Here is a 23794-nt window from a genome sequence, read left to right as displayed (position 1 = left end):
AGGAACCACCGCCATCTCGGGGGCGTCCCCCCATGAGGTGTCGCGGCGAGGTGGGCCGCCGGGCCGTACGACGGCGCACGTTCACGGGGAACACCCGATTCAGGGGGAAACAGGGTTGGCACAGGTATCACCCAGCACGGCGCAGGCGGACCCGGAGCAGAAGAAACTGGCGGCGGAGCTGAGGACTCTCGCCGCCGAGCCCGCCTTCGAACTGCGCAGTGCTGAACTCATCGACCTCGCGAAAGACCTGGAGCAGCACAAGCGCCTCGACCGCTGGGCCGACGTGGACCTGGTGGGGTCCTACGTACGCCCGGAGAGTCTGGCCCAGGCACCACCGTCCCGCCGCGCACCTCTCCACACACAGATCCGGACCACACTGGCGGCCAAGTCCGGCGCCAAGGCGCTCGTACGGACGGTGCGCGACGAGATACGCCAACGTCCCGTCCGCGAGGGCTCCTTGGAAGCCCTGCTGGGTGTTCTGGTGTTCGTCCCGCTGCTCATCACCTGGTTCGGACTGCGGGAGGCGGTGCGCGCCTACGGCGAGTTGAGCCAGGAGAATCCCAAGGAAGCGACCCGGCCGTTCCTCCAGCTGTGGCAGACGGGCTTCGGCGGGCATCTCTCCTCGTCGGGCCGGTTCGAGAACGTGGCGCTGATGGCGGTCGTGCTGATCAGCCTGCTGGTGGTGCTCTCGGTGTGGCACGCCCGCGCGCGCTCGCGCGCCGACCGGGCGGAGGCGAAGCTGAACGGGGAGCAGGAGTATCTGCTCGGCCGGCTGGCGTCCCTGCTCACCCGGATCCAGCTGACGCTCGTGCCTCATCGCGCCGCGTCTCCGCAGCAGTTCACGGCCGGTCTCAGCAAGGCCGCCACCCGGATGGAGTCGCTGGCGTCCCGCGCCGACCGCAGTCACCACTCTCTGGTCACCTCGGCCAAGGCGCTGGAGGACGCGACCACCTCGCTGGAGAACGCCGCCCTCGCGCTGACCGGCGAGCTGCCGAAGCTCGGCACGGTGGCGGACCGTATCGAGTCCGCCGTACGGGGCGGTCAGGCGGCGACCATGCAGGCGGGCGCCGAGAACCAGGCCGCGGCCGGCCGGATCGCCGACCGCATCAAGTCCGCGGGCGACACGGTGGAGTCGTCGCTCAAGGCGCTCGCCGCCGCGCAGCAGACGCTGGCCACGAAATCGGAGACGGTGGCGCAGGCCACCGAGCGCGCCTCGCAGGCACTGGTGGACAGTGCCGGACGTACGAACGAAGCCGTCGACGGGATGCGGGAGGCCACCGAGCGCTGGGACGCCGCCGCGGCCCACTGGCAGGACGCGGCCGCCCGGTTGGACACCGGGCTGCGCGGGCTGGCGGTGCCCCGGGCCGAGTCCGGGATGTCGCCCGACCCGGGCTCCGGCCCTGGTTCCGGCCCGGCTCCGGACCCGGCGCCCGACTCGTCCGCCGCGCCGACGCTTCCGGGCGGGAGCGCGTACGGGGCGGGTTTCGAGTACGACACACCCACGGAACGGCTCTTGCTGACGGGCGCGAACGGCGGAGCGAACGGCGGGACGAACGGCGGGACGAACGGAAGTTCCAACGGCGGGGCGGGGGCCATCCCTGACACGCCGACCACGCCCGGCATCCCCCAGCAGGGTTCGGCGCGTCCGCCGTATCCGCCGCAGGACGAGGTGGGCCCGTGAGCCGTCCCGTACGCCGGGTGGGCCAACTGGCCGGACGGGTACGGCGCGGCGGGCGGCCCGGCGTCGTCATGCTGGCCGGCTGGCTTTTCGCCGACCTGGTACTGGTGCTCGCCCTGGTGTCGATGGCGGACCGGCCGGACCCGCTGGCCGCCCGCGCCGCCGGCACACCGACACCGTCGCGCTCCGCCTCGCCCTCACCCTCGCCGACCCCGTCCCCGGTCGGGCCGAGGTCGGTGGAGCTGAAGCCGCAGCAGATCCGGGTGAAGGGCGGCGAGACCAAGGACATCGTCTCCCAGATCAACAAGGGCACGAAGAAGTGGCCGGGGCGGACCGCCGCGCTGGTCCTGACCTTCGGTGGCAGCCAGGGCGGCACGGAGTACGCGCACCGGGTCAACTCACTGCTCGACAAGGCCCGTCCGCGGATGTTCTCCAAGAAGACGGCGACGGACGACTTCCACGATCTCGGCGAGCCCGCGAACACCGCGATCATCCGGATCTACTTCTACACCTCGCCCCGCTGAACCAGGGCGGCCCAGGGCCGGTGTGCGGGCCGGCCCCGGAGCCGCGACGAACGAGAGGACCCACGGCGTGGAGCGGTGGCGGCCCGGTGCACGGGCGGAAGGCACGAACGGTGGTACGGACGGACGGCGGCTGCCGCTGCCCGTCCTGCCGCAGTTCCCCGGTATGCGGGGCTTCGCCGACCTGGACTCGGTGATCGGCCGGCTGGGGTTCCGGCATGCCGCCGATCTGCTGCGGGGGCCGGCCGTGGAAGCCGGCACGAGCCCGTTCGCGACCCTGCCGAAGGCCACGACGGACGACGGGTTCCGGATCCTGGACGGCCTGTGGTTCCCCGCCAGGGGACGTGCGTGGACGCGGGTGGACCTGCGCCACATCCGGGAGACGGCCGAGCGCTGGCGCACCTCGACCGATCCGCGCGCCGGTACGGCCGCGGCCCTGATGGACACCATGGAGACGGTCGTCCGCGACGATCCGATGGGGCCGCGCCGCATCGTGCTCTGGCAGGTGTGCCGCGAGCTGAAGGACAGGGCCGGGGGGCCGACGGCGGAGGCGGCGGAGGCGCTCGGGGTGCACAGCACGGACGCCGCCGCGCTGGCGTCCGCCGTCGCGGCGGGCTTTCCGGGCAAGGGGCCGGCCCGCGAGGCGGCCGAGTCGATCAACGAGGTGTGGCCCGGTGCCCGGCTGCGGGAGGCCCTGCGGATCGCCGACCTCCTCCCGGCGCACCCCACCGACCATGTGCTCGCGAACTTCCGGACCCGTCTGAACGACCGGGCCGCGGCCGTGGACCGGCTGATGGCCGAGGCGCGGCGGCTCGGGACGCTCGGCGAGCTGCGCGCGGCGGCGGTCTCCTGGCTCGCGGCGGTACGGCGGGCGGCCGACGACGAGCAGGCGATGGCGGGCCTGCTCGGCGCCGCCACGCTGCTCGCGGACGAGCGGCATTCCCCCGACGCGCGGGAGCCTGTCGATTCGGCGCTGCGGGTGACCGTCGAGCGGCGGGCCGTCACGCTCAGATGGACGGCCGCACGGCTGCCGCGTGACACCGACCGGCTCGGGCCCGTCTTTCGGATCAGGCCGGTTCAGGGAGCGCCCGCCGCGGCGGCGGCTGATGTCCCGGTTGGTGCCGTGGATCGGGAGGCGGAGGAGGGAGGCATGGCGGAGCCACGCCGACCGACGACGACGGAGGGGGCACCTCCGGCAAGATCCGAACGACACGCCCTGGGCGGACCGGTGTCGTACCGGGTGTTCCGGTTCGTGGACGGGGCGCCCGAGCAGACCGTCGAGGTGCCGTACACGGACTCCTCGCTCTCGGTGCTCGACCTGGACGCCCCGATCGGCAGGCGGGTGCGGTACGCCGTACTGCCGCTGCGCCGGGGCCAGTTGGCGGGGGTGCCGCGGATCACCGCCGCCGTGCTGCTGGTGCCGGACGTGGAGGAGGTACGCGCGGTGCCGGTGCCCGACGGCGTACGGCTGGAGTGGCGCGCGCATCCGGCGGCCACCGGGTTCAGGGCGGTGCGCTCGATGCCGCGCCGGGCGGGACAGGCGGAGCCCTCCGGGCAGCCGACGGACGGTGTGCCGGTCGACGGGCTGATGGTGCCGGCCGGACGCAAGGGGGTCGTGGACCGCCCGCTGCGGCCTGGAACGTATCTGTACGAGATCTCGTGCGGCTATCCGGCCGTGCCCGATCTGCCGGGCCCCGGCGGGGAGTTGGTGTGGTCGCCGGGGCTGCGGGTCGCGGCGACGGCCGTGGACTGGCCGTCGCCGGTGGAGGACGTCACCGTACAGCGCCTCGAAGACGGCACCGTGACCATCGACTGGCGTCCGCCGGCGCGCGGGAACGGCCGTCTGGTGGAGTGGCCGGGTCTGCCCACGGCCACGGGTGACGATGTGTCAGGTACCCCGGCCGCGCTGTCGGCGCCGGGTGAGGGCCCGGTGAGCGTGGTGCCCGAGGTGCGCTCCCGCGTCCGGATGACACCGGTCAGTGTCCTCGGTGACAGGGCGGTGGCCGGGTCGAGCGTGCTGGTGGAACGGCCGGGCGCGGTCGAGGACTTGACGGCCCGTCGAACCCTGCCGGGCACGGCGGAGCTGCGGTTCCGCTGGCCCGAGCCCGCGGTCCTGGTCCTGGTGGTGTGGGAGCAGGAGGGGCGGCGGCAGGAGATGCGGGTGGCGCGCAGCCGCTATCTGGCGGACCAGCGCGTGGAGATCCCGCTGAACGGCCGCCCCTGCCGCGTCGAGGTGAGCGCGGTGCCCCGCCCGGACGCCGTCTCCATCCCCGCGGTCCCGGCGACGACGTCCCTGCCGCATCTGCCCGAGCCGCCGCCTCAGCCGCCCAGGAGCAGCCGCGGCCTGGCACTGCTGTCGTTCCCGTGGACGCCGTGGAGCAGCGGGGGCGCGCCCCGTGGCCGCCCGTGGTGGCGCCGCTGGCTGCCCCGGGCGTAGAAGGGCTGAGCCTTCGAGGCCCGGCGGCCGTGGTACCGACCGGCGACGTCGGGCAGGGCCTGTGCCAAGGGCCCCTCGGCGACGGGTGGCGCGCGGCCACCCGTCGCGCTGTCAGGCGTGCACCTCCGCCTCCGTGCCGCCGCCGAACTCCAGCAGCAGCCCGGGGCGCAGTGCCACGGTGCGCCCGGGGCCGACCTCCTGGACCGTGCCGTCGTCACGGCGGACCGTCCACCGGAGGGCCGAACGGTTGGTGAGCCCGAACCGCCCACGCTGCTGCGGGTGTTCGGTCATCTCCCCCACCACGGCGGTGAAGTCGTGCCGCTCGGGGTCGTCCACCAGATGGTGGGCGTACACCCGCGCCTGCGGATCGAGCCGGATACCCCGGCGGGTACGCAGGGCGCCCCGGCCCGTGACGACTTCGAGCTTCGGGGGCAGCAGGACCGCGTTGCCGCACTTCCAACAGTCGGGGGCCGGGCCGTCGGGCTGGGTCATGTTCTGCCGGCCGCAGGACGCGCAGACGGTGATCGCGTCGAGCACCCGGCTCAGCGCGTCCCGCCACTGCGACTCGCGGACCCGCGTCGACGGCGTGTTGAGCCCCCGGGTGAAGGTCTGCACGAACAGGTCCCGCAGGATCTTCGGCAGCGCGCCCCACGTCGCGATGACGGTCGGGTGCTCGCCGGGCACGGGCCTGTTGCTCGTGTCGGCGGGGTCGTAGATGAACAGCGGGTGGGTGCCGTACATCTTGCGCTTGGCCGCCTCGTCCATGCAGCGGATCTTCAACGCCTGTGCGCCGTCGAGCGGGTGATGGTTCATCAGGAGCAGGAAGAGGAGCACGGCGAGCGAGTGCAGGTCGGACTGGATGCCGGGCTGCGCGCCCTTGTCGCCGCGCACCAGTTCGGGGGCCATGAAGTCCATCGTCCCGGCTACGGCGGCGGCTTCGCCGTCCACCACGGCGTTGTCGTTGTCGCACACCAGCACATCGCCGGTGGTCGGGTCGAAGAAGATGTTGCCCCAGTTGATGTCACGGTAGGCGATGCCCTTGGAGTGCAGGGTGAAGTACGCCTCGACGGTGTGCAGCGCGGCGGCGACGAGCGTACGCAGCGTGGTCGCCGCCACCGATGCGTCACGGCGGAAGAGGGCGGGCAGGTCGTGGAAGCGCTGGGGCCGTACGTCCATCAGATAGCCGAAGCCCGGGTACGAGGCCGACGGGTCCATCACGACCGTCTGCGGCCACAGGAACCGGTCGTCGCCCCAGCCGTGGTGGATGAGTCCTTCGAGGATCTGCCGCTGCCTGGCGTCGGCCAATTGCGGGTAGTACCACTTCACGGCCCGGTCGCCGTGCGGCGTCCGCACCCGGTAGACCTCGCCCTGGCCACCCGAGCCGAAGAGCTCGGCGACGGTGACCTGCTCCCCGGCCTCGGTGACCAGGGTCTGTCCGGCTGCGAGCATGCCGTTCGCCATGCTGTACCTCTCTGCTTCAGTGCGAGTCCGCGTCGTCGGTGCGTGTCCACGTCCGCGTGCGCGTGCGTCGTCGGTGCCTGTGTGCGTCGGTGCCTGTGTGCGTCGGTACGTGTGCGCGTCGGTACGTGCGTGCGTCAGTACGAGTCGTCGTTGTCGGGGGCGGGGCGGGCGGGGGTGCGGCCGATCGCCGGGAAGGCGCCCGCCAGCGTCGCGTCGTCCCCGGAGTACTTCGCCGCGTGACCCAGCCAGTCGGGGAGTTGGGCCTGGACGGCCGCGACGCCGTGCGACGCGGCGCGCGAGCGCACCCCGCTGGCGAAGGCCAGGAAACCCTCGTGGTCCGCGAAGCTCTTGGAGAGTCCGTCGGTCGAGATCAGCACGCCCGGCGGCGGGCCGCCGCCGGTCAGCGGCTGCCAGTGCAGCCGCGCCTTGCGCCAGGCTTCGGGCTCGCAGAGTGATTCGGTCTCGTCGCCCATGTCGGGGCCGGTGTACAGCGGCATGTGGGTCGTGCCGTCCTCGTCGACGAGGACGATGTCACCGTCTCCCAACTGCCAGCAGACCAGCAGTCGTTCGGTGAGGACGGCGCCGATCAGCGTGCTGCCGTAGACGGCGAGGTCGGCCGCCGGCGCGGATCCCGCGGCGGATCCCGCGGCCGTACTGCTCGACGTGGTGTTTCCGCCGTGCGCAGGGGAGTTGGCCTCGTGCATCAGGACGCGGCGGCGCCAGGCGTGCACGATCTGCTGCGGGAGCGTACGGGCCTCGGCGAGCAGCCGGGGCAGGTTCGCCGCGTCGTCCCCGCGCCGTACGACCTCCTGCGCGTACACCCGGGCGCAGGAGGTGAACTTCTCCACGGCCCAGCGTGCGCCCATCTCACTGCGGAAGTGCGCGCGCGACCCGTGGCCGTCGGCGACGGCCAGCACGACAGCACGGCCGCCCGCCGTGACGAGGGCCCGGCCCCGGTCCTGGCTGAACTTCTTGGCGACCCCTTTGACTCCCCCGTCGAGGAGCTCCCACGCCACGCTGGATGTCCCGGTGGCGTTCACCAGATGTCGGTCTCGTCCTTGGTCAGCGGCACGACGGGCGAGACGTTCACGGGTGCGGCGTCCTCGATCTTCGGCGCCGACGCCTCCTTCACCACCGCGGTGGACATCCAGCGGATCGCGGCGGCCAACTGGCGCGGGTTCTTGGCGAGCAGCGGTTCGAGTTCGGGATTGCCCAGGAACTCCTTGAGCATGCTCTTGTCCGCGTCGTCGCCGATCGCGACCGCGACACGTACGGCGCGCTTGCCCCACGGCGTGTCGTCGATGGCGCGCAGTCCGGAGCGCCAGTCGTCGGTCGGCTGGCCGTCGGAGACGAGGGCCAGGACGGGCGGCAGGGCGCGCTGCGGCATCGGCGGGGTCTGGAGCGCGGCGGCGGCCATCCGGAAGGCGGCGCCCATGTCCGTGGCACCGTAGGTGTGCACGTCGTCCCAGGTGAACCGGTCCACCGGGGTGGGCTCCTCGATGTGCCAACTCGCCCCGCTGGCAAAGGAGATGGCACGGACGACCAGTGAGGCGGCCGGGTTGGACTGGGCGGCCTGCTGCATCTCCGGAATGGCCTCACGGATGGCGAAGTTCAACTCGCCGATCTTGCCGTTCACTCCCATGGAGCCCGAGCAGTCGAGCATCCAGATGAAGTGTGCCGGGCGGCTGGCCATGCTGCCGCCGGGCACGTCGAGAATGATGGTCACGCTGGTCCTCTCCCCCGAGGCGTCCCGTTCGCGCACGCCTGGTTCTGCCTGTGTGGTGCGTCGGGTGGTGATGTGTGCGGTGTTGTGGTGGCGCTGAAAGCCTAGGCCGAAAGCCTAGTTGAGGGCGCCCGGGTAAGTGTGCTGAGCAGGGATATTGAGCGCCGTCCGGTCAGCGCGGTGGATGCGACGGTGAGTACCCCGGTGGGTACTTGGGCGGGAGCGGGGGCAGCTCGCCGGACGGCGGCGACGGTGGTGGCTGGCCGGGGACATGTGAGGTGGGCGGGCGGCCGGGCTGTCCGGGGCGAGGACCGGGCCCGTGCCCGTGGCCCGGGCCCTGCCCCCCTTGCCCCTGGCCTTGTCCCGGTGGGTACGAGGCGGGGGCACCCGGGATCTGTGTGTCCCGGCTGCCGCCGGCGGCCATGCGGTGCGACCAGCGCAGCCAGCTCTGGAGCCAGTTGTTCGACCGCCCCACCAGACGGGTGGCGACGGCGCCGCGCTGCTCGTCGCTCATCCGGCGAAGCACCACACCGATGGTCTGCCGGAGCAGTTCGTCGACCATCGCGTGCCATTCGCGGGAGGATCTGGTCAGGTCCTTGCGCCACACGTAGAAGAGATCCGCGATGATCTCCGGCTGCGCGGCCATGCGGCCGATCCTGGCATCGTCGGCGAAGTCGGCCTGAACGGCGGCCCGGTAGTGCTGCTGCAACGCCGGTTCGCCGGTGGCGAGGTACGACAGCGCGCCCGACTGGTAGAGCTCTTGCGGCGGGAGGGCGGCGAAGCCGCGCGCCAGCAGGTACTGGACGCCGTCCCACACCGGCCCGTCCACGGGCGAGGCGGCCCGCCGGAGGTCGCCCAGGCTGTCCACGACGTCCCTGGGCGCGCGGCTCGTCCGTGCGAAGTTGTCGGCGGTGACGAGCAGTTGGGCGGTGGCGCGCTCCCGTCCCGTCAGCTCCGGCCGGCGGTGGACCGCCTGGGCGAACTCGACGAGTTCACGGTCGAACCGTCCGGGCGAGGTGAGCCACGCCAGGAACCGCGTGCCGAGATTGGCGGCGAGAACCGCCTCCGCCCCGCAGATGCGGAGGATGGCCGGAAAGTCCGGCCGCTCCGGCTGGCCGGCGCCCCAGACGAGTCCCCACAGGGTCTCCAGAGTCGGCGGGTCGGTCGCGGCCGAGACGGCGGCCCCGGCCGCCGGTTCGGCGAGTTTCGCGAACAGTTCGACCCCGCGCAGGTGGTGCGGCGGCCCGCCCCACCGCACGGCCAGTTCGACCATGCGCACGGAGGGCGGGGCGATGTCGAGATGGGACCGTACCCACTCGCCGTGCGGCGACATCAGCAACTCCCGCAGGAGGTAGCTCCGTCGGCCCGCCGTCTCGACGGCGATCTTCGCGAGGACGCGCCGGTTCAGCCCTTGGTGGCCCACGCTCTTCAGGACGGCGACCGCGTCGGCGCACTCGGGGATGCGGGGCTGGAGCAGAACGCGGACGAGTCTGTTCACCGCGTCCTCGACACCGGGGCCCTGGGGGCCGTGCAGGACGAGCGCGAGATGCAGTGGTCCGGCCCAGGCGGAGACCGGACCGCGCAGTCTGCGCCCGAGGCCCTTGTCGAAGCGGGGTCCGAACTCGGAGCGCAGCGACCGCTGCGCCGCCTCGCCGAGAGGCAGGCCGACGAGCGGGTCGTGCCGGAGCCCGGTGTCCTGGTCCAGCGCGGCGGCGAGCCGCCGTCGGGCGAGGGCGAGCGCCAGCGGGTCGGTGACGCTCTCGGGGCAGTGTTTGCCCAGCTCCTGGCAGACCCGGGTCAACTCCTCGACGGCCGGGGCGCCTTGGGCCGGGTCCTGGGAGGCGGAGGCGAGCGAGGTGACCACGGCGTGCAGGGACTCGCCCTCAAGTGCGGCGAACCCGTCCCCCGACGCCGTTCCCGTCCGCAGGAGTTGGGGCACGAGGGCGGCAAGGTCGAACGGGTCGGCGGCCTCCGCCGTACCCGCCGAGGAGGAACCGGACGAGGAAGCGCCGGACGAGGAGGAGCCGGACGCCGAGGTGCCCGCCGCCGAGGGTACGGCGGCCGGGCCGGGCGGGGCCGCCTGGACCGTCGAGAAGGTGGAGGGCCCCGGTGTCGGCGGCTTCCCCGCCTGCCACAGCGCGGCCGTCAACTCGGCCCAGGGATCGGGGACGTAGGGACTGCCCGGTCCCCCGAGACCGTCGTGGACCCGGTACAGATGCCCGAGGAGCAGCGGATCGTGCCGGTCGAAGGACGAGTCGGGGCCGATTCCGATGATCTGCTGCGGCGCCTCGTGCGGTTCGTCGGCGACGGTGACGAACGTCAGTTCCCTGGCGCGGCGTTCGGGCAGCGACGCGCAGGCGAGGGCGATCCAGCGGACGATCGTCTCCGGGTCCTCCTCGGCGATGACGATCTGCCGGCCCGCGGGGTCGGCCCAGAGGCGTCGTACGTCGGCGAGGAACGGTGCCACGCGCGAGGACTGCTCCTGGGCGAAGCGCACGAGCATCTCGCGGCCGAAGTGTCCTTCCGGGACGGGCAGCGGGTCCCCGTGCTCGTCGGCCGGCCCCGGGGTGTCCCAGGACCGGGAGCGCCACGTGTCGATCGGCCACATACGGTCGAACCCGGCCGCGCCCGCGGGGAGGTGCAGGACCTCGATGAACTGCCGCTGCCTGTCCGGGTCCTCGTCGTCGTCGCGGCCGTTGCAGAGGAGGCTGCCGCCGGCCGGGAGCCGGCTGCAGCTGAGAACCCCGTGCGGCGTCCGGCGATGGGTGAGGGCGATGATCTGCTCGACCTGCGCGAGCAGATCCTCGGAGAGCCCGGCCTCCCCACCCCCCGGCGGCGGCTCGGGCGACCGGAGCGGCCGCAGGCGGACGTTGCCGGTGTCCGGCTCCCGGTCGAGCAGGTAGCTGAGACGGCGGATGAGCATGCCACATTCTGACCAGCCCTCTCACCCGGCCGCAGGCAGTCCGCGAAGTTTGTCCAAGCCGATACCCTTCTCCGCCGCCTGCCCGCCCCGGCCTACTCCTTGACCGCCCCCGAGTTCGCACTCCGTACGAAGTGCCGCTGGAAGGCGAAGAAGAGGACCGCCACCGGGATGGTCGCCAGCAGGGCCGCCGTCAGCTTGAGCGGATACTGCGTCCCGCTGCTGAGGCTGCCGGAGACGAAGGACGCGAGACCGGTCGTCAGCGTCTGGTACTGCGGCGACTGGGTCGCGACCAGGAAGTGCGTGAACTCGTTCCACGATCCCTGGAACGACAGGATCGTCAGGGTGATCAGGGCGGGCTTGGCCATCGGCAGCACCACCGACCAGAAGGTGCGGAAGACACTGGCGCCGTCGATCCGGGCGGCCTCCTCCACCTCCTTGGGGATGGAGAGGAAGAACTGCCGCATGATGAACACCCCGGCCGCGTCCACGAGGAGGGGGACGATCATGCCGGCGTACGTGTCGAAGATGCCCAGCTGGTTGAGGACGAGGAACTTCGGGATCAGCAGCACCACGCCGGGAACCGACATCACCGTCAGCAGCCCGTTGAAGAGCAGGTTGCGTCCGCGGAAGTCGAGCCGGGCCAGCGCGTAGCCGGCGAGCGAGTCGAAGAAGACCCGGCCCGCGGTGATGAAGAGGGTGACGAGGACCGAGTTGCCCAGCCAGGTGCTGAACGGCACGGCGTCCCCGGCGTTCCCGAGCCCGAACAGCCGCCGGTAGGACTCCAGCGAGAAGGGGTTCGGCAGCAGGGACAGCGGATTGGCGGCCGCGTCCGGATCGGTCTTGAACGACGTCACGATCTGGATGGCGAACGGCAGCAGATACAGCAGCCCGACGCCCGTGAGCAGCAGATAGAGCGCGATGAGCAGGATCCGCCGGCCGGCCCCGCGCGGCGCGCGCGGCCCCGCGGGAGAGCCGCTGGTGGCCCGGGGCGCCCAGGTCCCGCGCTTCGTCGGCGTCACCCGGCTCATCGGGGTCGGCATGGTCGGCGGCGTACTCATGAAGCCCTCCGGCGTACGGCCCCGAAGCGCCTGCCCGCTCGGACCCGCTTGTCGCGGTCGCGCAGCAGCACACGCTGGATGAGGGTCATCACCATGATGATCGCCAGCAGGATGAAGGCGATGGCCGCGGCTCGGCCGTATTCGGAGTCCTGGAATCCCGCGGTGTAGGAGAGGAAGGCGGGGGTGAGGGTGGTGTTGCCCGGGGCGCCCTGGCTCATCACGTACACGGCGTCGAAGATCTGCCAGCTGCCGATCAGTCCGAGCGTGACCACCAGGAAGATCACCGGCCGGAGCGCGGGGATGGTGACGTTGCGGAACGACTGCCAGCGGTTGGCGCCGTCCAGCAGGGCGGCCTCCTCCAGCTCGGCGGGCACGTCCTGCAACGCGGCGAGGAAGATCAGCATGTAGGTGCCGGACGACGTCCAGACGATCAGCGTGATGACGGTGCACATCGCGATGGACGGGCCGGACAGCCAGTCCCACCAGGAGAGTCCGAGGAAGCCGTTGGACGCGAGCGCCGCGGTCGGCTTGTCGGGGTCGACGATGCCGAGGCCGCCGAGGACCGTCCAGACGAGGCCGTTGGCGTCGGTGAACCACTTGGGTCCGGTGATGCCGACCCACTTCAGCAGCGCGTTGACGGCGCCGCTGCCCTGGAACAGGAAGAGGAAGACGGTGGAGATGGCGATGGAGCTGGTCACCGAGGGGAAGTAGAAGATCGTCCGGAAGAGGCTCGTGCCCTTGACCCGGCGGCTGTTGACGGCCACGGCGAGCGCGAGGGCGAGGATCGTCTGGAGCGGCACGGCCAGCAGGACGAAGTAGAGGTTGTTGCGGACCGAGGTCATGAACAGCGTGCGGTCGAGGCCGTCGGTGGTCAGGACGTTGGAGTAGTTGTCGGTCCCGACGAAGTCGGCGGCGCCGGTGAAGGGGTTGGACTGCCCGTCCCAGTTCAGCAGGCTGACCCACAGGGCCATCCCGATGGGCAGCAGCAGGAACAGTCCGAGGACCAGCACCATCGGGCTCACGAAGAGCCAGCCCCACAGTCCCTGCCGGCCCTTGATGCCGGACGCGGAGCCGCGGCCGGGGCGCCTGCCCTTGGCCCCGGTACTTCCGTCGCCTCCGGCCGGGGAGGGCGGCGCCGCGACAGTACCGCTGCCGCTGCCGTACTGACTCATGCTCTTTCTCTCTCCTCCCGCACCCGCCGGGGACCGTCCGCCCCGGCGGGTGTCGTACACCGTGGGACCTGTCCGTCAGCCGTCGCTCTTGAGGACCTGTTCACCGTTGGTCTGCAGGTCGCCGAGGATCTTCTTGGGGTCGGCCTTCGCCAGCCCTGCCAGGTCCGTGTCGAACTGTTCGAGCACCTTGGTGAAGCCGGGCAGTGTGACCGGGCCCTGGGCGTAGGCGGAGCCGTCCACGAACGCCTTGTCCTGCGGGTGCTGCTTCTCGTACGTCGCCAGTGCGCTGGTGCGCGAGGGCATCACGCCGTACGCGTCGGCGAACTCCACCTGCTGCTCGGCGGTGGTGAAGGCCTCGACGCGCCTGAACCCGATCCGTAGCTCCCCGCGTCGCCACCACAAGGAACCGCCGCCATGCCGCTGATGGACCTGCCCCTGGAGGAGCTGCGCGGCTACCTCCCCGACCGGGAGGAGCCGTCGCCAGGGCGGCGGCATCGCGCTGGCCGCGTCGGCGCTGACCGACGGCGTGAGCGCGGCCCTGGTCAACCAGCCCTCGCTGTGCCACTGCCGGCGCGCACTCCAGGTGGTGGAGGGCAACGCGTACCGGGAGATCTGGACGTATCTGCGTACCCACCGGGAATCGGCCGAGCGGGTGTTCACGACGCTGTCCTACTTCGACGGGGTCAACTTCGCGGCGCGCGAGCGCTCCGGCGCTGTTCTCGGCGGCCCTGATGGACGACGTCTGCCCGCCGTCGAGGGTGTTCGCGGCCTACAACCACTGGTCGGGGCCGAAGGACATCCGCGTCTGGCCGTGGAACCGCCACGAGGGCGGCGGCTACTTCCAGGACCTGGAGCAACTGCGTTTCCTGCGCGCGCTGCCGGGGCTCGGCCGCGGCTGAGGAGGCGCCGCCGAGCACGGCGCCAAGGGGTGCTCACCCGCGCCGCGTACAGACGCCACGCACCTACGCCACGCGGAAAAACGCGGGCGGGCCGTCATCTCGCCTTCATCCGGGCGTAGTTGACCGTACGGCCGCCGTACGGGCGCGCGCGTCCTCACCGGTAACGTGTCTTCGATCTCGCGGCCTGAGCGAGGCCGCGACCGGTACGGGGAGACACCTATGCAGACAGCGGCCGAGGACGAGGTCCACGACGAGCTCTTTCCCTTCATCCCCACGCCCGGGGACGGCGGCCGCTGGTCGGCGCCCGCCGATCTGGAGCAGCATCTGTACAGGCTGGTCCGGACCGACAACGCGTACGCGTATCTGCGGGCCCTGGCCATCGAGGGTGTGTACTACCCGGTCGCCGTCGACGAGGCTCGGGCGGCCGGCGAGGGCACGTTCCCGATGCTGACCATGGAGATCCCCGACGGCCGCACCGTGGCGCAGGTCTACACGGCGGGTCTGCTGCCCCGCCCGCACCCTCATCTGGTGTACGAGTACACGACGCTGGGCGCGCTCGCGGGGATACTCCCCGCCGGTGTGGACGTCCTCGCGGTCAACGTGGCCACGCCCTGCGAGCAGTACTTCCCCACCGACGACGAGGAGCGGGAGGTCTGGCTGGACCTGCACCACGAGCTGTTCTCCTCCGACGAGTTGATGGACCGTGTGGTGACCCGGCGCTCCGGTGAACTCCCGACGGGGCCCCTGCTGCACGGTCTGGCCTGCGGCGCGCATCTGTGCTTCACCAACGGGGACGCGTGGAACACCACCTACTGGCACGGCATGGGCTACCGGGGCGAGCGGGAGCGCGTCGCCGACTCGTGGGGTGTCCACGACCGGGAGGACTGGCTCGCCATCGAGGAGCGGCTGCTCGGCCGCGAAGTGAGCGCGTGGTACTGGGACTTCGTACTCGGAGCGCGTACGGCACTGATCGCCGCGCGGGGCAACCGTGTCGATGCCGAACAGTGGCGTGCGTGCGTGGAGGACACACTGCGCGACCAGGCCGCACGGACCGGAACCGCCACGGACGACGGCGAGTTCGCCGACTTCGTGGCGCATCTGCGGGCGCTGGTGGGCAAGGTGCTGCGCTACGAGTCCCGCTTCCGCGCCGACGGGCTCCTGCCGCCCGACGGTGTCGTACGGTCGGTCGCCGCGTGGGACATCGGCCGCGCCTCGAAGATGGCCCGCTGGGGCCTGGGCGCCCGCTACGCCACCGAGTCGGAGACGCTCGCCTCGCTGGAACGCGCGTCGGAAGCGGCGCGGGCGGCGTACAGCTCGTGGGAGGAGTTCTCCGCCGGGTATGTGCTGGGGCGGTGTCTCCACTTCGACGAGGAGGAGTTCGGCCCCTGGTACACGACCGTCCTCGACGCCCACCGGGCGCTGGTGGCGACGCCGGACAGCCCGTGGCGGACGGTGCCGTTCGGGACGGGATGACGGCAGTTGGGTGCCGGGGGCCACTTGTGGCCCCCGGGCGCCGCTTCCGAAGGGGTACGTGAGGTTGCGCCCGGCATGGGAAGACTTGGTGAAACCCGCCGCGCGATGTGGTTGCCGAGGATGACAGCACCCGACACCGAGGAGCTGTCATGCGTCATCCAGGGGCGATTCTCGCCACCGCTCCGCTGCCCCTGGTCCCGTTGACCGCCGCTGCTCACGACCTCCGGCTGGTCCGCTGCCGTTCCTCGGCGGCGGGCCGACGCGCCGCCCGGGCGGCTCCGGAGGCCCCCGCCGCCACCGCGCGGGGACGGGTCGGCGGTTGTCGATACGATGCCCGTCCCCGGCGGTGCCACAGGGCACTTCGTTCGCGATACCGAACACCGCATCGCCGCGCACCGCCTACTGAAGCGAACAGACCTGTCGGTCGAAGGAGACCCCCGATGCCCCCCAGCAGTCCGGTCCGCAGCGCTCTGGCCGCCAATCTCCGCCGGGAGAGGAGCCGTCGGGGTCTGTCACTCTCCGAACTGTCCCGGCTGTCCAAGATCGGCAAGGCGACCCTGTCGCAGCTGGAGTCGGCCACCGGAAATCCGACCATCGAGACGGTCTTCAGCCTCTCCCGCGCCCTGGAGGTGCCCATCTCCGATCTGCTGGACACCGGGCAGGCGGAGGCGGTGACCGTGGTGCGGGCCGCCGAGGTGGACGTGCTGAGCGGGGAGGGCGTGGACCTGCGTCCACTGCGGCGGATCGAGGCGGGCGGGGTCATCATGGAGGTGTACGACCAGCAGGTACGCGCCGATTCGCAGCAGCCGTCGCTCGGGCACGCGGGCACCGAGCACACCGTGGTGCAGAGCGGCACGCTGAGCGTCGAGGTGGACGGCCACCAGGTCGAACTGGGGCCCGGCGACTACGTATCGTTCGACGCCTCGCTGCCGCACCGCTACGCGGCGAACGACGGGCCCGTGCGTTCGGTGCTGCTGCTGCACTACCGGTCGGGCGGCAGCACCCGGAACGAGGGGCCGAGCATGCCCCACTGAGGGCGCCACGGCACGCGCGCGGGAAAGTGGGCGGGGCCGGCGCGCGCGACTGACCGACGTTCCGTCCGTGGATGCCGTTGACACCTCCGGTACCTCGCCATAGCCTCAGCTTCGTTCGTTATGCGGAACGCGGAGGTCTGGTGGACCGAACACGAGTCGTCATCATCGGCGCCGGGATCATCGGTGCCGCGTGCGCCCGCGAACTCGCGGTCGCCGGTTTCGACGTCCTCGTACTGGACCGCGCCGGGGCCGCCGCCGCGACCACCTCGCACGGCGAGGGCAACATCCTGGTCTCCGACAAGGGCCCCGGCCCGGAGCTCGAACTCGCCCAGTTGTCACGGCGGTTGTGGCCCGAGGTGCTGGCCGCCCTCACCGGGCGAACCTCCCCGGACGGGGTCGACCCCGTCGAGTGGGACCCCAAGGGCGGCATCGTGGTGGCCACCACCGCCGAGGGCGCCGAGGCGCTGCTGCCGTTCGCGGCGGCCCAGCGCGCGGCGGGCGTACGCGCCGAAACCATGGACTCCGACGCCCTGGCCTCGGCCGAACCGTTCCTCACCGAGCGGCGTACGGCCGCCGTGTACTACCCCGACGACGCGCAGGTCCAGCCGGCCGGCGCGGCCACCGCCCTGCTCGCCGACGCGCTGCGGGCCGGGGCCCGGCTGCGTACCGGCCGCGAGGTGCTCGGCGCCGTGACACGCGGCGGCCGGCTCACGGCGGTGCGCACGGCGGACGGGCAGGTGGAGTCCGACGTGTTCGTCAACGCCGCCGGGCCCTGGTCGGGCGAGGTCGCCCGACGGCTCGGTGTGCCGCTGGACATCCGCCCGCGCCGCGGGGAGGTCCTGGTGACCACTCCCCTGCCGCCGACGGTCTTCCACAAGGTGTACGACGCCGACTACGTGGGCGCGGTGGGCAGCGGCGCGGGCGATCTCCAGACGTCCGCCGTGGTGGAGTCCACCCGGGCGGGCACCGTCCTCCTCGGGTCGTCCAGGCGGCGCGTCGGTTTCGACGACCGGATGCGCCCGGAGGTGCTTTCGTCGATCGCGGCCAAGGCGCTCAAGCTCTTCCCGTCACTGGCGGGCGCGCAGGTGATGCGGGCGTACGGGGGCTTCCGCCCGTACGTCCCCGATCATCTGCCGGTCATCGGCGCCGACCCGCGACTGCCCGGTCTCTGGCACGCGACCGGGCACGAAGGGGCGGGTATCGGGCTGTCGGTCGGTACCGCGCGGCTCGTGCGCGAGTTGCTGACGGGCGCCGCGCCGGCGATCGACGCGAGTCCGTTCCGGGTCGACCGGCCGGCGGTGCTCGGCGACACGCCGACCGCGACCGACGCCCCGAACACCTCGACCGACACCGCCCCCACCACCGAGGAGGGATCATGAGCCCACGTCTCGTACCCGCCGGGTCCGACCCGGCCGGCCGCCGGGACCGGCCGCTCACCATCACGGTGGACGGTGAACCGCTCACCGGCATCGCGGGCCAGACTCTCGCCGGGGTGCTGCTGGCCGCCGGCCGTCCCGCCTGGCGCCGGGCGCCGTCGGGAGCGCCGCGCGGTGTCTTCTGCGGTATCGGCGTCTGCTTCGACTGTCTGGTGACGGTGAACGACGAGCGCGACGTACGGGCCTGCCGCCGCCGCGCCAAGGACGGTGACGCGGTGACCACGCAGTCGCGGGCCCCCGGCGACGACCAGGACGGGCGGCGAGCGCGGTGACGGGACGTCATGTCGTGGTGGTGGGAGCCGGACCCGCCGGTCTCGCCGCCGCCGACGCGGCGCTGGCGGCGGGCGCGGAAGTGACGTTGATCGACTCGGCCGAACGGCCCGGCGGCCAGTACCACCGCATGCTGCCCGAGGCGTACGAGGCGACCGACCCCGGAGCCCTTCAGCACGGCTATCGCTCCTTCGACCGGCGCAGCCGCCGGGTGCTCGGGCATCCGCGCTGTTCCTGGTGGGCGGAGAGTTCCGTATGGGCGCTGGAGCGCCGTGACCCCGCCGACGACGGGCCGCCGCTGGTGCATGTCCTGCGCGGTACGCCCCGGCGCCGCCATGTCCTGGAGCCCGACGCCCTGGTGCTCGCCGTGGGCGCCCACGACCGGGTGCTTCCCTTCCCCGGCTGGGACCTGCCCGGTGTGTACACGGCGGGCGCGGCCCAGGCGCTGGCCAAGGGAGAGCGCGTGGTCGTCGGGGACCGGGTGGTGGTCGCCGGCACGGGGCCGTTCCTGCTGCCGGTGGCGACGTCACTGCTGGAGGCGGGATCGCGGGTGCTCGCCGTGGTCGAGGCGGCCGGACCGGCGTCCGTCGCGCGCGGCTGGCTGCGCCGCCCGTGGGAACTCACCTCGCAGCTCGGCAAGTCCGGCGAACTCCTCTCGTACACGGCGCGGTTGGGGCGCCACCGGGTCCCGTACCGGATGGGCGGAGCGGTCGTCGAGGCCCGAGGGGACGGCCGGGTGGAGGAGATCGTCACTGCCCGGGTCCGGGCGGACTGGTCGGTGGTGCCCGGCAGCGAACGCGTCACCGCCGTGGACGCGTTGTGCGTCGGTCACGGCTTCACCCCGCGGCTCGAACTGCCGGTCGCGGCCGGGTGCGATCTGCGCCGGGCGCCGGGCGGGTCCGCCGCCGGATCGCCCGCCGACGCGTTCGTGGCCGTGGACGACGACCAGCGTACGAGCCGGCCCGGCGTGTACGCGGCGGGCGAGATCACCGGTGTCGCCGGTGCCCCCGCCGCCCGCGCCGAGGGTGCCTTGGCCGGCTGGATCGCGGCGGGCGGCGACCGGGGCTCGCGCGCTCTGGTGACCCCGCGCCGCGGCCGTGACCGGGGCAGGGCGTTCGCGGCCCGGCTGGCGCTCGCGCATCCCGTCGGCCGTGCCTGGCCCGGCTGGCTGCGGCCCGACACCGTGATCTGCCGCTGCGAGGAGACGACGTACGCGGCGGTGTGCCGGTCGGCCGCCGATCCCACCGGTACCGGGCCCCAGGTGGCGAAGCTCGCGACGCGGGCCGGCCTGGGACCGTGCCAGGCCCGTGTCTGCGGCCCGACCGTCGCCGAACTGCGCGGTGGTACCGACGCGGGCGCCGGCCCGCACCACCGTCCCGTCGCCGAGCCGATCAGGCTCGGCGAACTGGCCCGCCCGCCGGAGCCCCCGCCGGGCCGGGCAACCCCGTCCACGCACACCGACTTCCCCGCGGAGGAGAGCACTTCATGAGCACCACCCCGAACGAGCCGAAGCAGCCGAACCGGCCCAACCCGCTGACCGGGGTCGTCGTCGCGACCGCGCTGCCGTACCGGCAGGACACCTCCGCCCCGGCCGGCCTGGCCGTCGACTACGACACGTACGCCGAGCACTGCCGCTGGCTGGTCGACAACGGCTGCGACGGGGTCGGCCCCAACGGATCGCTGGGCGAGTACTCGTCGCTGACGGACGAGGAACGCCGCACCGTCGCCCGTACGGCCATCGAGGCGGTACGCGGACGCGGCAAGGTCGTCGTCGGCGTGCACGGGCCCGGTTCGCACCAGGCCGTTCGGTGGGCGGAGGCCGCCGCGGAGGACGGCGCCGACGGGGTGCTCTGTCTGCCGCCGACGATGTACCGGGCCAACGCGGGTGAGGTCGTGGCGCACTTCGAGGCCGTGGCCGCCGTCGGACTGCCGGTCATGGTCTACAACAACCCCGTCGACACGAAGGTCGACCTGACGCCCGACCTCCTCTCGGAGATCGCCCAGATCGACAACGTACTCGCCGTCAAGGAATTCTCCGGCGATGTGCGGCGCGTGCTGGAGATCAACGAGAAGGCACCCGGTCTGGACGTGATCAGCGGCGCCGACGACGTGGCGCTGGAGAGCATGCTGATGGGGGCCACCGGTTGGTTCGCCGGCTTCCCCAACGTCTTCCCCGCCGAGTCCGCGCGGCTGTTCCGACTCGCCACGGAAGGAAGGCTGGAGGAGGCACGCGCCCTCTACCGGCCGCTGGTCGCGGCGTTCCGGTGGGACTCACGCACCGAGTTCGTCCAGGCGATCAAGCTCGGTATGGAGATGGTCGGCCGTTACGGCGGCCCCTGCCGCCCGCCGCGCGGCCCGCTGATCCCCGCCCACCGTGAGCTGATCACCGCCGAGATGCGACAGGCGATCGACTTCCTCGCGGCGGAGGCCACGGGGGCGGCCACGGGAGCCGCCGCCGGCAGCGAGCGGCAGGCGGTCTGATGCGCAGCGTGCGGACGATCAGCGCGGTCGACTCCCACACGGAGGGCATGCCGACGCGCGTGGTCACCGGTGGCGTGGCGCCCGTCCCCGGCGACACGATGGCCGAACGCCGCCGCTACGCCATGGAACATCTGGACCCGCTGCGCCGCTTCCTGGTCGACGAGCCTCGCGGGCATCCGGCGATGAGCGGCGCGATCCTGCAACCGCCGACCCGCCCGGACGCGGACTGGGGCGTCCTGTACATCGAGGTCAGCGGCTTCCTGCCGATGTGCGGACACGGGACGATCGGGGTGGCGACCGTACTGGTCGAGACCGGGATGGTGCCGGTCACCGAGCCCGAGACCCTCGTACGTCTCGACACCCCGGCCGGGCTGGTGGAGGCCCGCGTGACGGTACGCGACGGGGTCGCCGAGAAGGTCACGCTGCGCAATGTCGACGCCTTCGCGCTGGAGCTCGACGCGAAGGTGACGGTGCCTGGTCTTGGCGAGGTCCGGTACGACATGGCGTACGGGGGCAACTTCTACGCCGTGGTGGACCTGGAGTCCCTCGGGCTGCCCTTCGACCGGGCGCGCAAGGACGACATCCTGGCGGCGGGGCTGGCGATCTCCGACGCCATCGACGCGTACCGTCCGCCGGTGCATCCGGCGGACCCGATGATCCGCGGCTGCAAACATGTGCAGTTCCTGGCGCCCGGGTCGGACGTGCGGCACTCCCGTAATGCCATGGCCATCAGGCCAGGCTGGTTCGACCGGTCTCCGTGCGGCACCGGTACGTGCGCCCGGATGGCGCAGCTTCATGCCCGGGGAGAGCTGGCGCTGGACACGGAGTTCATCAACGAGTCCTTCATCGGGACCCGCTTCACGGGGCGGCTGGTGGGGACGAGCGAGGTGGCGGGAGTACCGGCGGTGGTGCCGGAGTTCTCGGGCCGCGCGTGGATCACCGGGACGGCCAACTACCTGCTGGATCCGGCGGATCCGTTCCCGAACGGCTTCGTTCTCTGAGGAGAGGGTTCTCATGCGCTCAGCCCAAAGACGTTCACGCCTGGTGGTGGCGGTCGCGCTGGCCGCCGCCCTGCTCGCCGCCGGTGCCGGGGCGGGTGCCGCGACCACGGCGCCCGGTTCCGCTTCCGCCGCCGCGGCCGGCACCGGTAAGGAGAAGCGCGGCGATCCGTTCGCACCCGTCGACCCGCAGACCTGGCAGGACCAGCAGGACATGACCTGGAGCGACTACCGGGCCGTGCCCGGTACGGACTGGGCCGACCCGAAGCGGCAGCCGACCGAGAAGAAGCTGAGGATCGCGGTGCTGGCCGTCGACTTCCCCGACCAGCCCTTCGTGATGACGCTGCCCAAGGGCAGCGACGTGTTCAAGAACCCTCAGATCGATCCGGTGCCGCGCGCCCAGGTCCCGCAGTTCTACGCGGACTTCTGGAGCAAGCCGAGCAAGCTCAACCACGGGCACACCGTCAACGAGTACTGGATGGAACAGACCGACGGCCGGATAGGCGTCGAGTTCGTCCCCTTCTCGCCCTACCGTGCCCCGCGCGCGTCCTACGAGTACGGCGTCAACGACATCGGCCAGGAGGGCGAGGGGTGTCCGGCCGGGCACACCTGTGACGGCTCGATCGAGGACGACATCGACCCGATGTGGCTCGACGATGTCGGCGAGGCCGAGTCCAAGACGTACGACCGGGTCTTCCGTCTCTACGCCGGCTACGACGAGACCTCCGTCTGGCAGGAGTTCGGCGAGATGATGTTCCAGAACAAGGAGGACGTCCCCGACGAGTGGGGGCCGCCCGACCCGTCGCTGCCGAACTGGGTCCGGGGCCGCTACACGGAGTGGACGTCGTGGAAGGCCGGCTCGCAGCTCTGGGGCAACTCCGGTATCCGGCAGGGCGAGAGCTCGGGGACGATCACCCACGAGATCACCCACACGTTCGACATCGGCGACAACGCCAACAACCCGTATGTGCGGCCGTACCACCGCTCGGGCACGGGCCCCTTCGACGGCATGGACCGCGGCTCGTTCAACGGACCCGGCGGCCCGCACAACCGCTGGCAGGTGCCCGCGACGCAGGGTGCCTCGATGCCCGCCGGCCATACGCTGCGTACGAGGATGAAGCTCGGCTTCATCGACGACAAGCAGGTCCTCGATCTCGACCCCGAGGCGCTCAAGGCCGCGGGCCCGGCGGTGTTCGAAGTCCGCGCCCGTACCGCCGCCGTACAGAAGGACGCCCTCCAGGGGGTCCGTATCGATCTGGGCAAGGACCGCACACCGGCGTGCGACGTCGCCACGGACCCGATGTGCGCGGGGCCGGGCTTCACGGACTACACCATCGAGACGGTCCAGCGCATCGGCACCGACTCGTTCACCCCGGACAACGGGGTGATGCTGACCAGGAACAAGCCCTACGACAACGAGAACAACAGCTGCGGATATCTCTGCTTCAGCTGGATGGTCGACGCCAATCCGCAGGACATCGGCATGGTCGACTACACGAGACCGGACGGCGCGCCCGTGATGCGGTCCGTCGGCGACTACCGGCAGCTCAACGACGGCCTGTTCCACGCCGGGACCAACTCGGGGAGCGAGTACGAGTATGTCGACCGCGCCAACAGGCTGCACTTCTACGTCATCGACAAGCGGCTGAACCGGAAGGGCGAGCTGTCCTACGTCATCGCCGTCAGGTCGCTCGACGGGTCGGGGCCGCAGAAGCGGGGCGTGGCTCTGGGGCACGGCAGCCCCGAGGGGAAGCCGGACGGCGACGGGACCACGTGCCGGTTCGACCTCACCAACACCGGGCGCGGCGCGAGCGGTTCGACGGCGCGGCACCAGCAGTCGGACGTCTACCGGCTGACGGCGCGGGTCGACGGCGAGAACTGGCGGGTGGCACTGCCCAACCGGCTGGCGACGGCGGAGGCCGGCGGTTCGACGGAGGTGAAGGTCGCTGTGGCGGCGGGCCATGGCGCCGCCCGGACGGGGAAGGTGTCGCTGACGGCGCGGTCGGAGAGCGATCCGTCGCGGACGGCGACGGCGACGTGCGGCGTCCGTCGCTGAGTCGCGGGTGACGCGCGGCTGATTCCCGTTGAAGGTCGGCCGACGCGGCGGGCGGGGGGGGGGCCCCCCGGGCCCCCCCCCCCCGCGCGCCCGCGCCCCGCCCCCGGGGGCGCGCCCGACCGGGGGGCGAGGGGGAGCCCGGCCACGGCCCCGGCGGGGGGAGGCGCGGCGTAG

The 23794-nt window shown here is 72.3% G+C and carries 18 protein-coding genes and 1 pseudogene; 12 read left to right on the top strand and 7 right to left on the bottom strand.

What is annotated here, in order from left to right:
* The first annotated feature begins 115 nt into the window (after window positions 1–115).
* The 3 genes from ACIBBB_RS03405 to ACIBBB_RS03395 all read left to right on the top strand — a co-directional run bounded on the left by ACIBBB_RS03405 (window position 116) and on the right by ACIBBB_RS03395 (window position 4636).
* A complete protein-coding gene (locus tag ACIBBB_RS03405; RefSeq protein WP_398978191.1) occupies window positions 116–1681 on the top strand; it encodes a hypothetical protein in 1566 nt (521 codons plus the stop codon).
* A complete protein-coding gene (locus tag ACIBBB_RS03400; protein WP_398978189.1) occupies window positions 1678–2202 on the top strand; it encodes a hypothetical protein in 525 nt (174 codons plus the stop codon). Before ACIBBB_RS03405 ends, ACIBBB_RS03400 begins: the two co-directional genes overlap by 4 nt.
* A 67-nt stretch (window positions 2203–2269) precedes the next feature.
* Window positions 2270–4636: a hypothetical protein gene (locus ACIBBB_RS03395; protein ID WP_398978187.1), complete on the top strand. Its 2367-nt coding sequence runs from the start codon at window positions 2270–2272 to the stop codon at window positions 4634–4636.
* A gap of 111 nt (window positions 4637–4747) precedes the next feature.
* On the opposite strand, the gene ACIBBB_RS03390 is transcribed toward ACIBBB_RS03395, so the two are convergent.
* The 7 genes from ACIBBB_RS03390 to ACIBBB_RS03360 all read right to left on the bottom strand — a co-directional run bounded on the left by ACIBBB_RS03390 (window position 4748) and on the right by ACIBBB_RS03360 (window position 13519).
* A complete protein-coding gene (locus ACIBBB_RS03390; RefSeq protein ID WP_398978186.1) occupies window positions 4748–6097 on the bottom strand; it encodes a protein kinase in 1350 nt (449 codons plus the stop codon).
* A gap of 134 nt (window positions 6098–6231) precedes the next feature.
* A complete protein-coding gene (locus ACIBBB_RS03385; protein ID WP_398978184.1) occupies window positions 6232–7137 on the bottom strand; it encodes a protein phosphatase 2C domain-containing protein in 906 nt (301 codons plus the stop codon).
* Window positions 7134–7790: a tellurium resistance protein gene (locus tag ACIBBB_RS03380; RefSeq protein ID WP_398978815.1), complete on the bottom strand. Its 657-nt coding sequence runs from the start codon at window positions 7788–7790 to the stop codon at window positions 7134–7136. The genes ACIBBB_RS03385 and ACIBBB_RS03380 overlap by 4 nt, the downstream gene beginning before the upstream one ends.
* 202 nt (window positions 7791–7992) lie before the next feature.
* The gene (locus ACIBBB_RS03375) at window positions 7993–10743 is read right to left on the bottom strand and encodes a GTPase-associated protein 1-related protein (protein WP_398978182.1); all 2751 of its coding nucleotides are present in this window, start codon (window positions 10741–10743) and stop codon (window positions 7993–7995) included.
* 92 nt (window positions 10744–10835) lie between these two features.
* The gene (locus tag ACIBBB_RS03370; RefSeq protein ID WP_398978180.1) at window positions 10836–11801 is read right to left on the bottom strand and encodes a carbohydrate ABC transporter permease; all 966 of its coding nucleotides are present in this window, start codon (window positions 11799–11801) and stop codon (window positions 10836–10838) included.
* The gene (locus ACIBBB_RS03365) at window positions 11798–12973 is read right to left on the bottom strand and encodes a carbohydrate ABC transporter permease (RefSeq protein ID WP_398978178.1); all 1176 of its coding nucleotides are present in this window, start codon (window positions 12971–12973) and stop codon (window positions 11798–11800) included. Before ACIBBB_RS03365 ends, ACIBBB_RS03370 begins: the two co-directional genes overlap by 4 nt.
* Before the next feature lie 75 nt (window positions 12974–13048).
* A complete protein-coding gene (locus ACIBBB_RS03360; RefSeq protein ID WP_398978176.1) occupies window positions 13049–13519 on the bottom strand; it encodes a hypothetical protein in 471 nt (156 codons plus the stop codon).
* Here ACIBBB_RS03360 and ACIBBB_RS03355 point away from each other — a divergent pair.
* The 9 genes and pseudogenes from ACIBBB_RS03355 (at window position 13500) to ACIBBB_RS03315 (ending at window position 23620) form a co-directional block, all read left to right on the top strand.
* Window positions 13500–13872 (top strand): annotated as a pseudogene (locus tag ACIBBB_RS03355) (acetylxylan esterase). The gene ACIBBB_RS03360 and the pseudogene ACIBBB_RS03355 sit on opposite strands and share 20 nt — an antisense overlap.
* Window positions 13873–14091: 219 nt before the next feature.
* Window positions 14092–15345, top strand: coding sequence for a DUF1266 domain-containing protein (locus ACIBBB_RS03350; RefSeq protein ID WP_398978174.1), 1254 nt, complete (start codon window positions 14092–14094; stop codon window positions 15343–15345).
* A 440-nt stretch (window positions 15346–15785) separates the two neighbouring features.
* Window positions 15786–16379: a helix-turn-helix domain-containing protein gene (locus ACIBBB_RS03345; RefSeq protein WP_398978171.1), complete on the top strand. Its 594-nt coding sequence runs from the start codon at window positions 15786–15788 to the stop codon at window positions 16377–16379.
* A 140-nt stretch (window positions 16380–16519) separates the two neighbouring features.
* Window positions 16520–17758, top strand: a complete 1239-nt coding sequence (locus ACIBBB_RS03340; RefSeq protein WP_398978169.1) for an NAD(P)/FAD-dependent oxidoreductase — start codon at window positions 16520–16522, stop codon at window positions 17756–17758.
* Window positions 17755–18087 (top strand): (2Fe-2S)-binding protein, encoded by a 333-nt coding sequence (locus ACIBBB_RS03335; protein ID WP_398978167.1) that lies wholly within the window; start codon window positions 17755–17757, stop codon window positions 18085–18087. Before ACIBBB_RS03340 ends, ACIBBB_RS03335 begins: the two co-directional genes overlap by 4 nt.
* Window positions 18084–19574, top strand: coding sequence for an FAD-dependent oxidoreductase (locus ACIBBB_RS03330; protein ID WP_398978164.1), 1491 nt, complete (start codon window positions 18084–18086; stop codon window positions 19572–19574). Before ACIBBB_RS03335 ends, ACIBBB_RS03330 begins: the two co-directional genes overlap by 4 nt.
* The gene (locus ACIBBB_RS03325; RefSeq protein WP_398978162.1) at window positions 19571–20566 is read left to right on the top strand and encodes a dihydrodipicolinate synthase family protein; all 996 of its coding nucleotides are present in this window, start codon (window positions 19571–19573) and stop codon (window positions 20564–20566) included. Before ACIBBB_RS03330 ends, ACIBBB_RS03325 begins: the two co-directional genes overlap by 4 nt.
* The gene (locus ACIBBB_RS03320) at window positions 20566–21567 is read left to right on the top strand and encodes a proline racemase family protein (RefSeq protein WP_398978160.1); all 1002 of its coding nucleotides are present in this window, start codon (window positions 20566–20568) and stop codon (window positions 21565–21567) included. Before ACIBBB_RS03325 ends, ACIBBB_RS03320 begins: the two co-directional genes overlap by 1 nt.
* A gap of 13 nt (window positions 21568–21580) precedes the next feature.
* The gene (locus ACIBBB_RS03315) at window positions 21581–23620 is read left to right on the top strand and encodes a peptidase M6 (RefSeq protein WP_398978158.1); all 2040 of its coding nucleotides are present in this window, start codon (window positions 21581–21583) and stop codon (window positions 23618–23620) included.
* Window positions 23621–23794: the final 174 nt, after the last annotated feature.

Origin of the sequence: Streptomyces sp. NPDC051217 (genome assembly GCF_044455465.1) — a bacterium.
Classification (GTDB): Bacteria; Actinomycetota; Actinomycetes; order Streptomycetales; family Streptomycetaceae; genus Streptomyces.
Note: the sequence above shows the minus strand (reverse complement) of the source record. Positions and strands in the feature narration are given on the sequence as shown.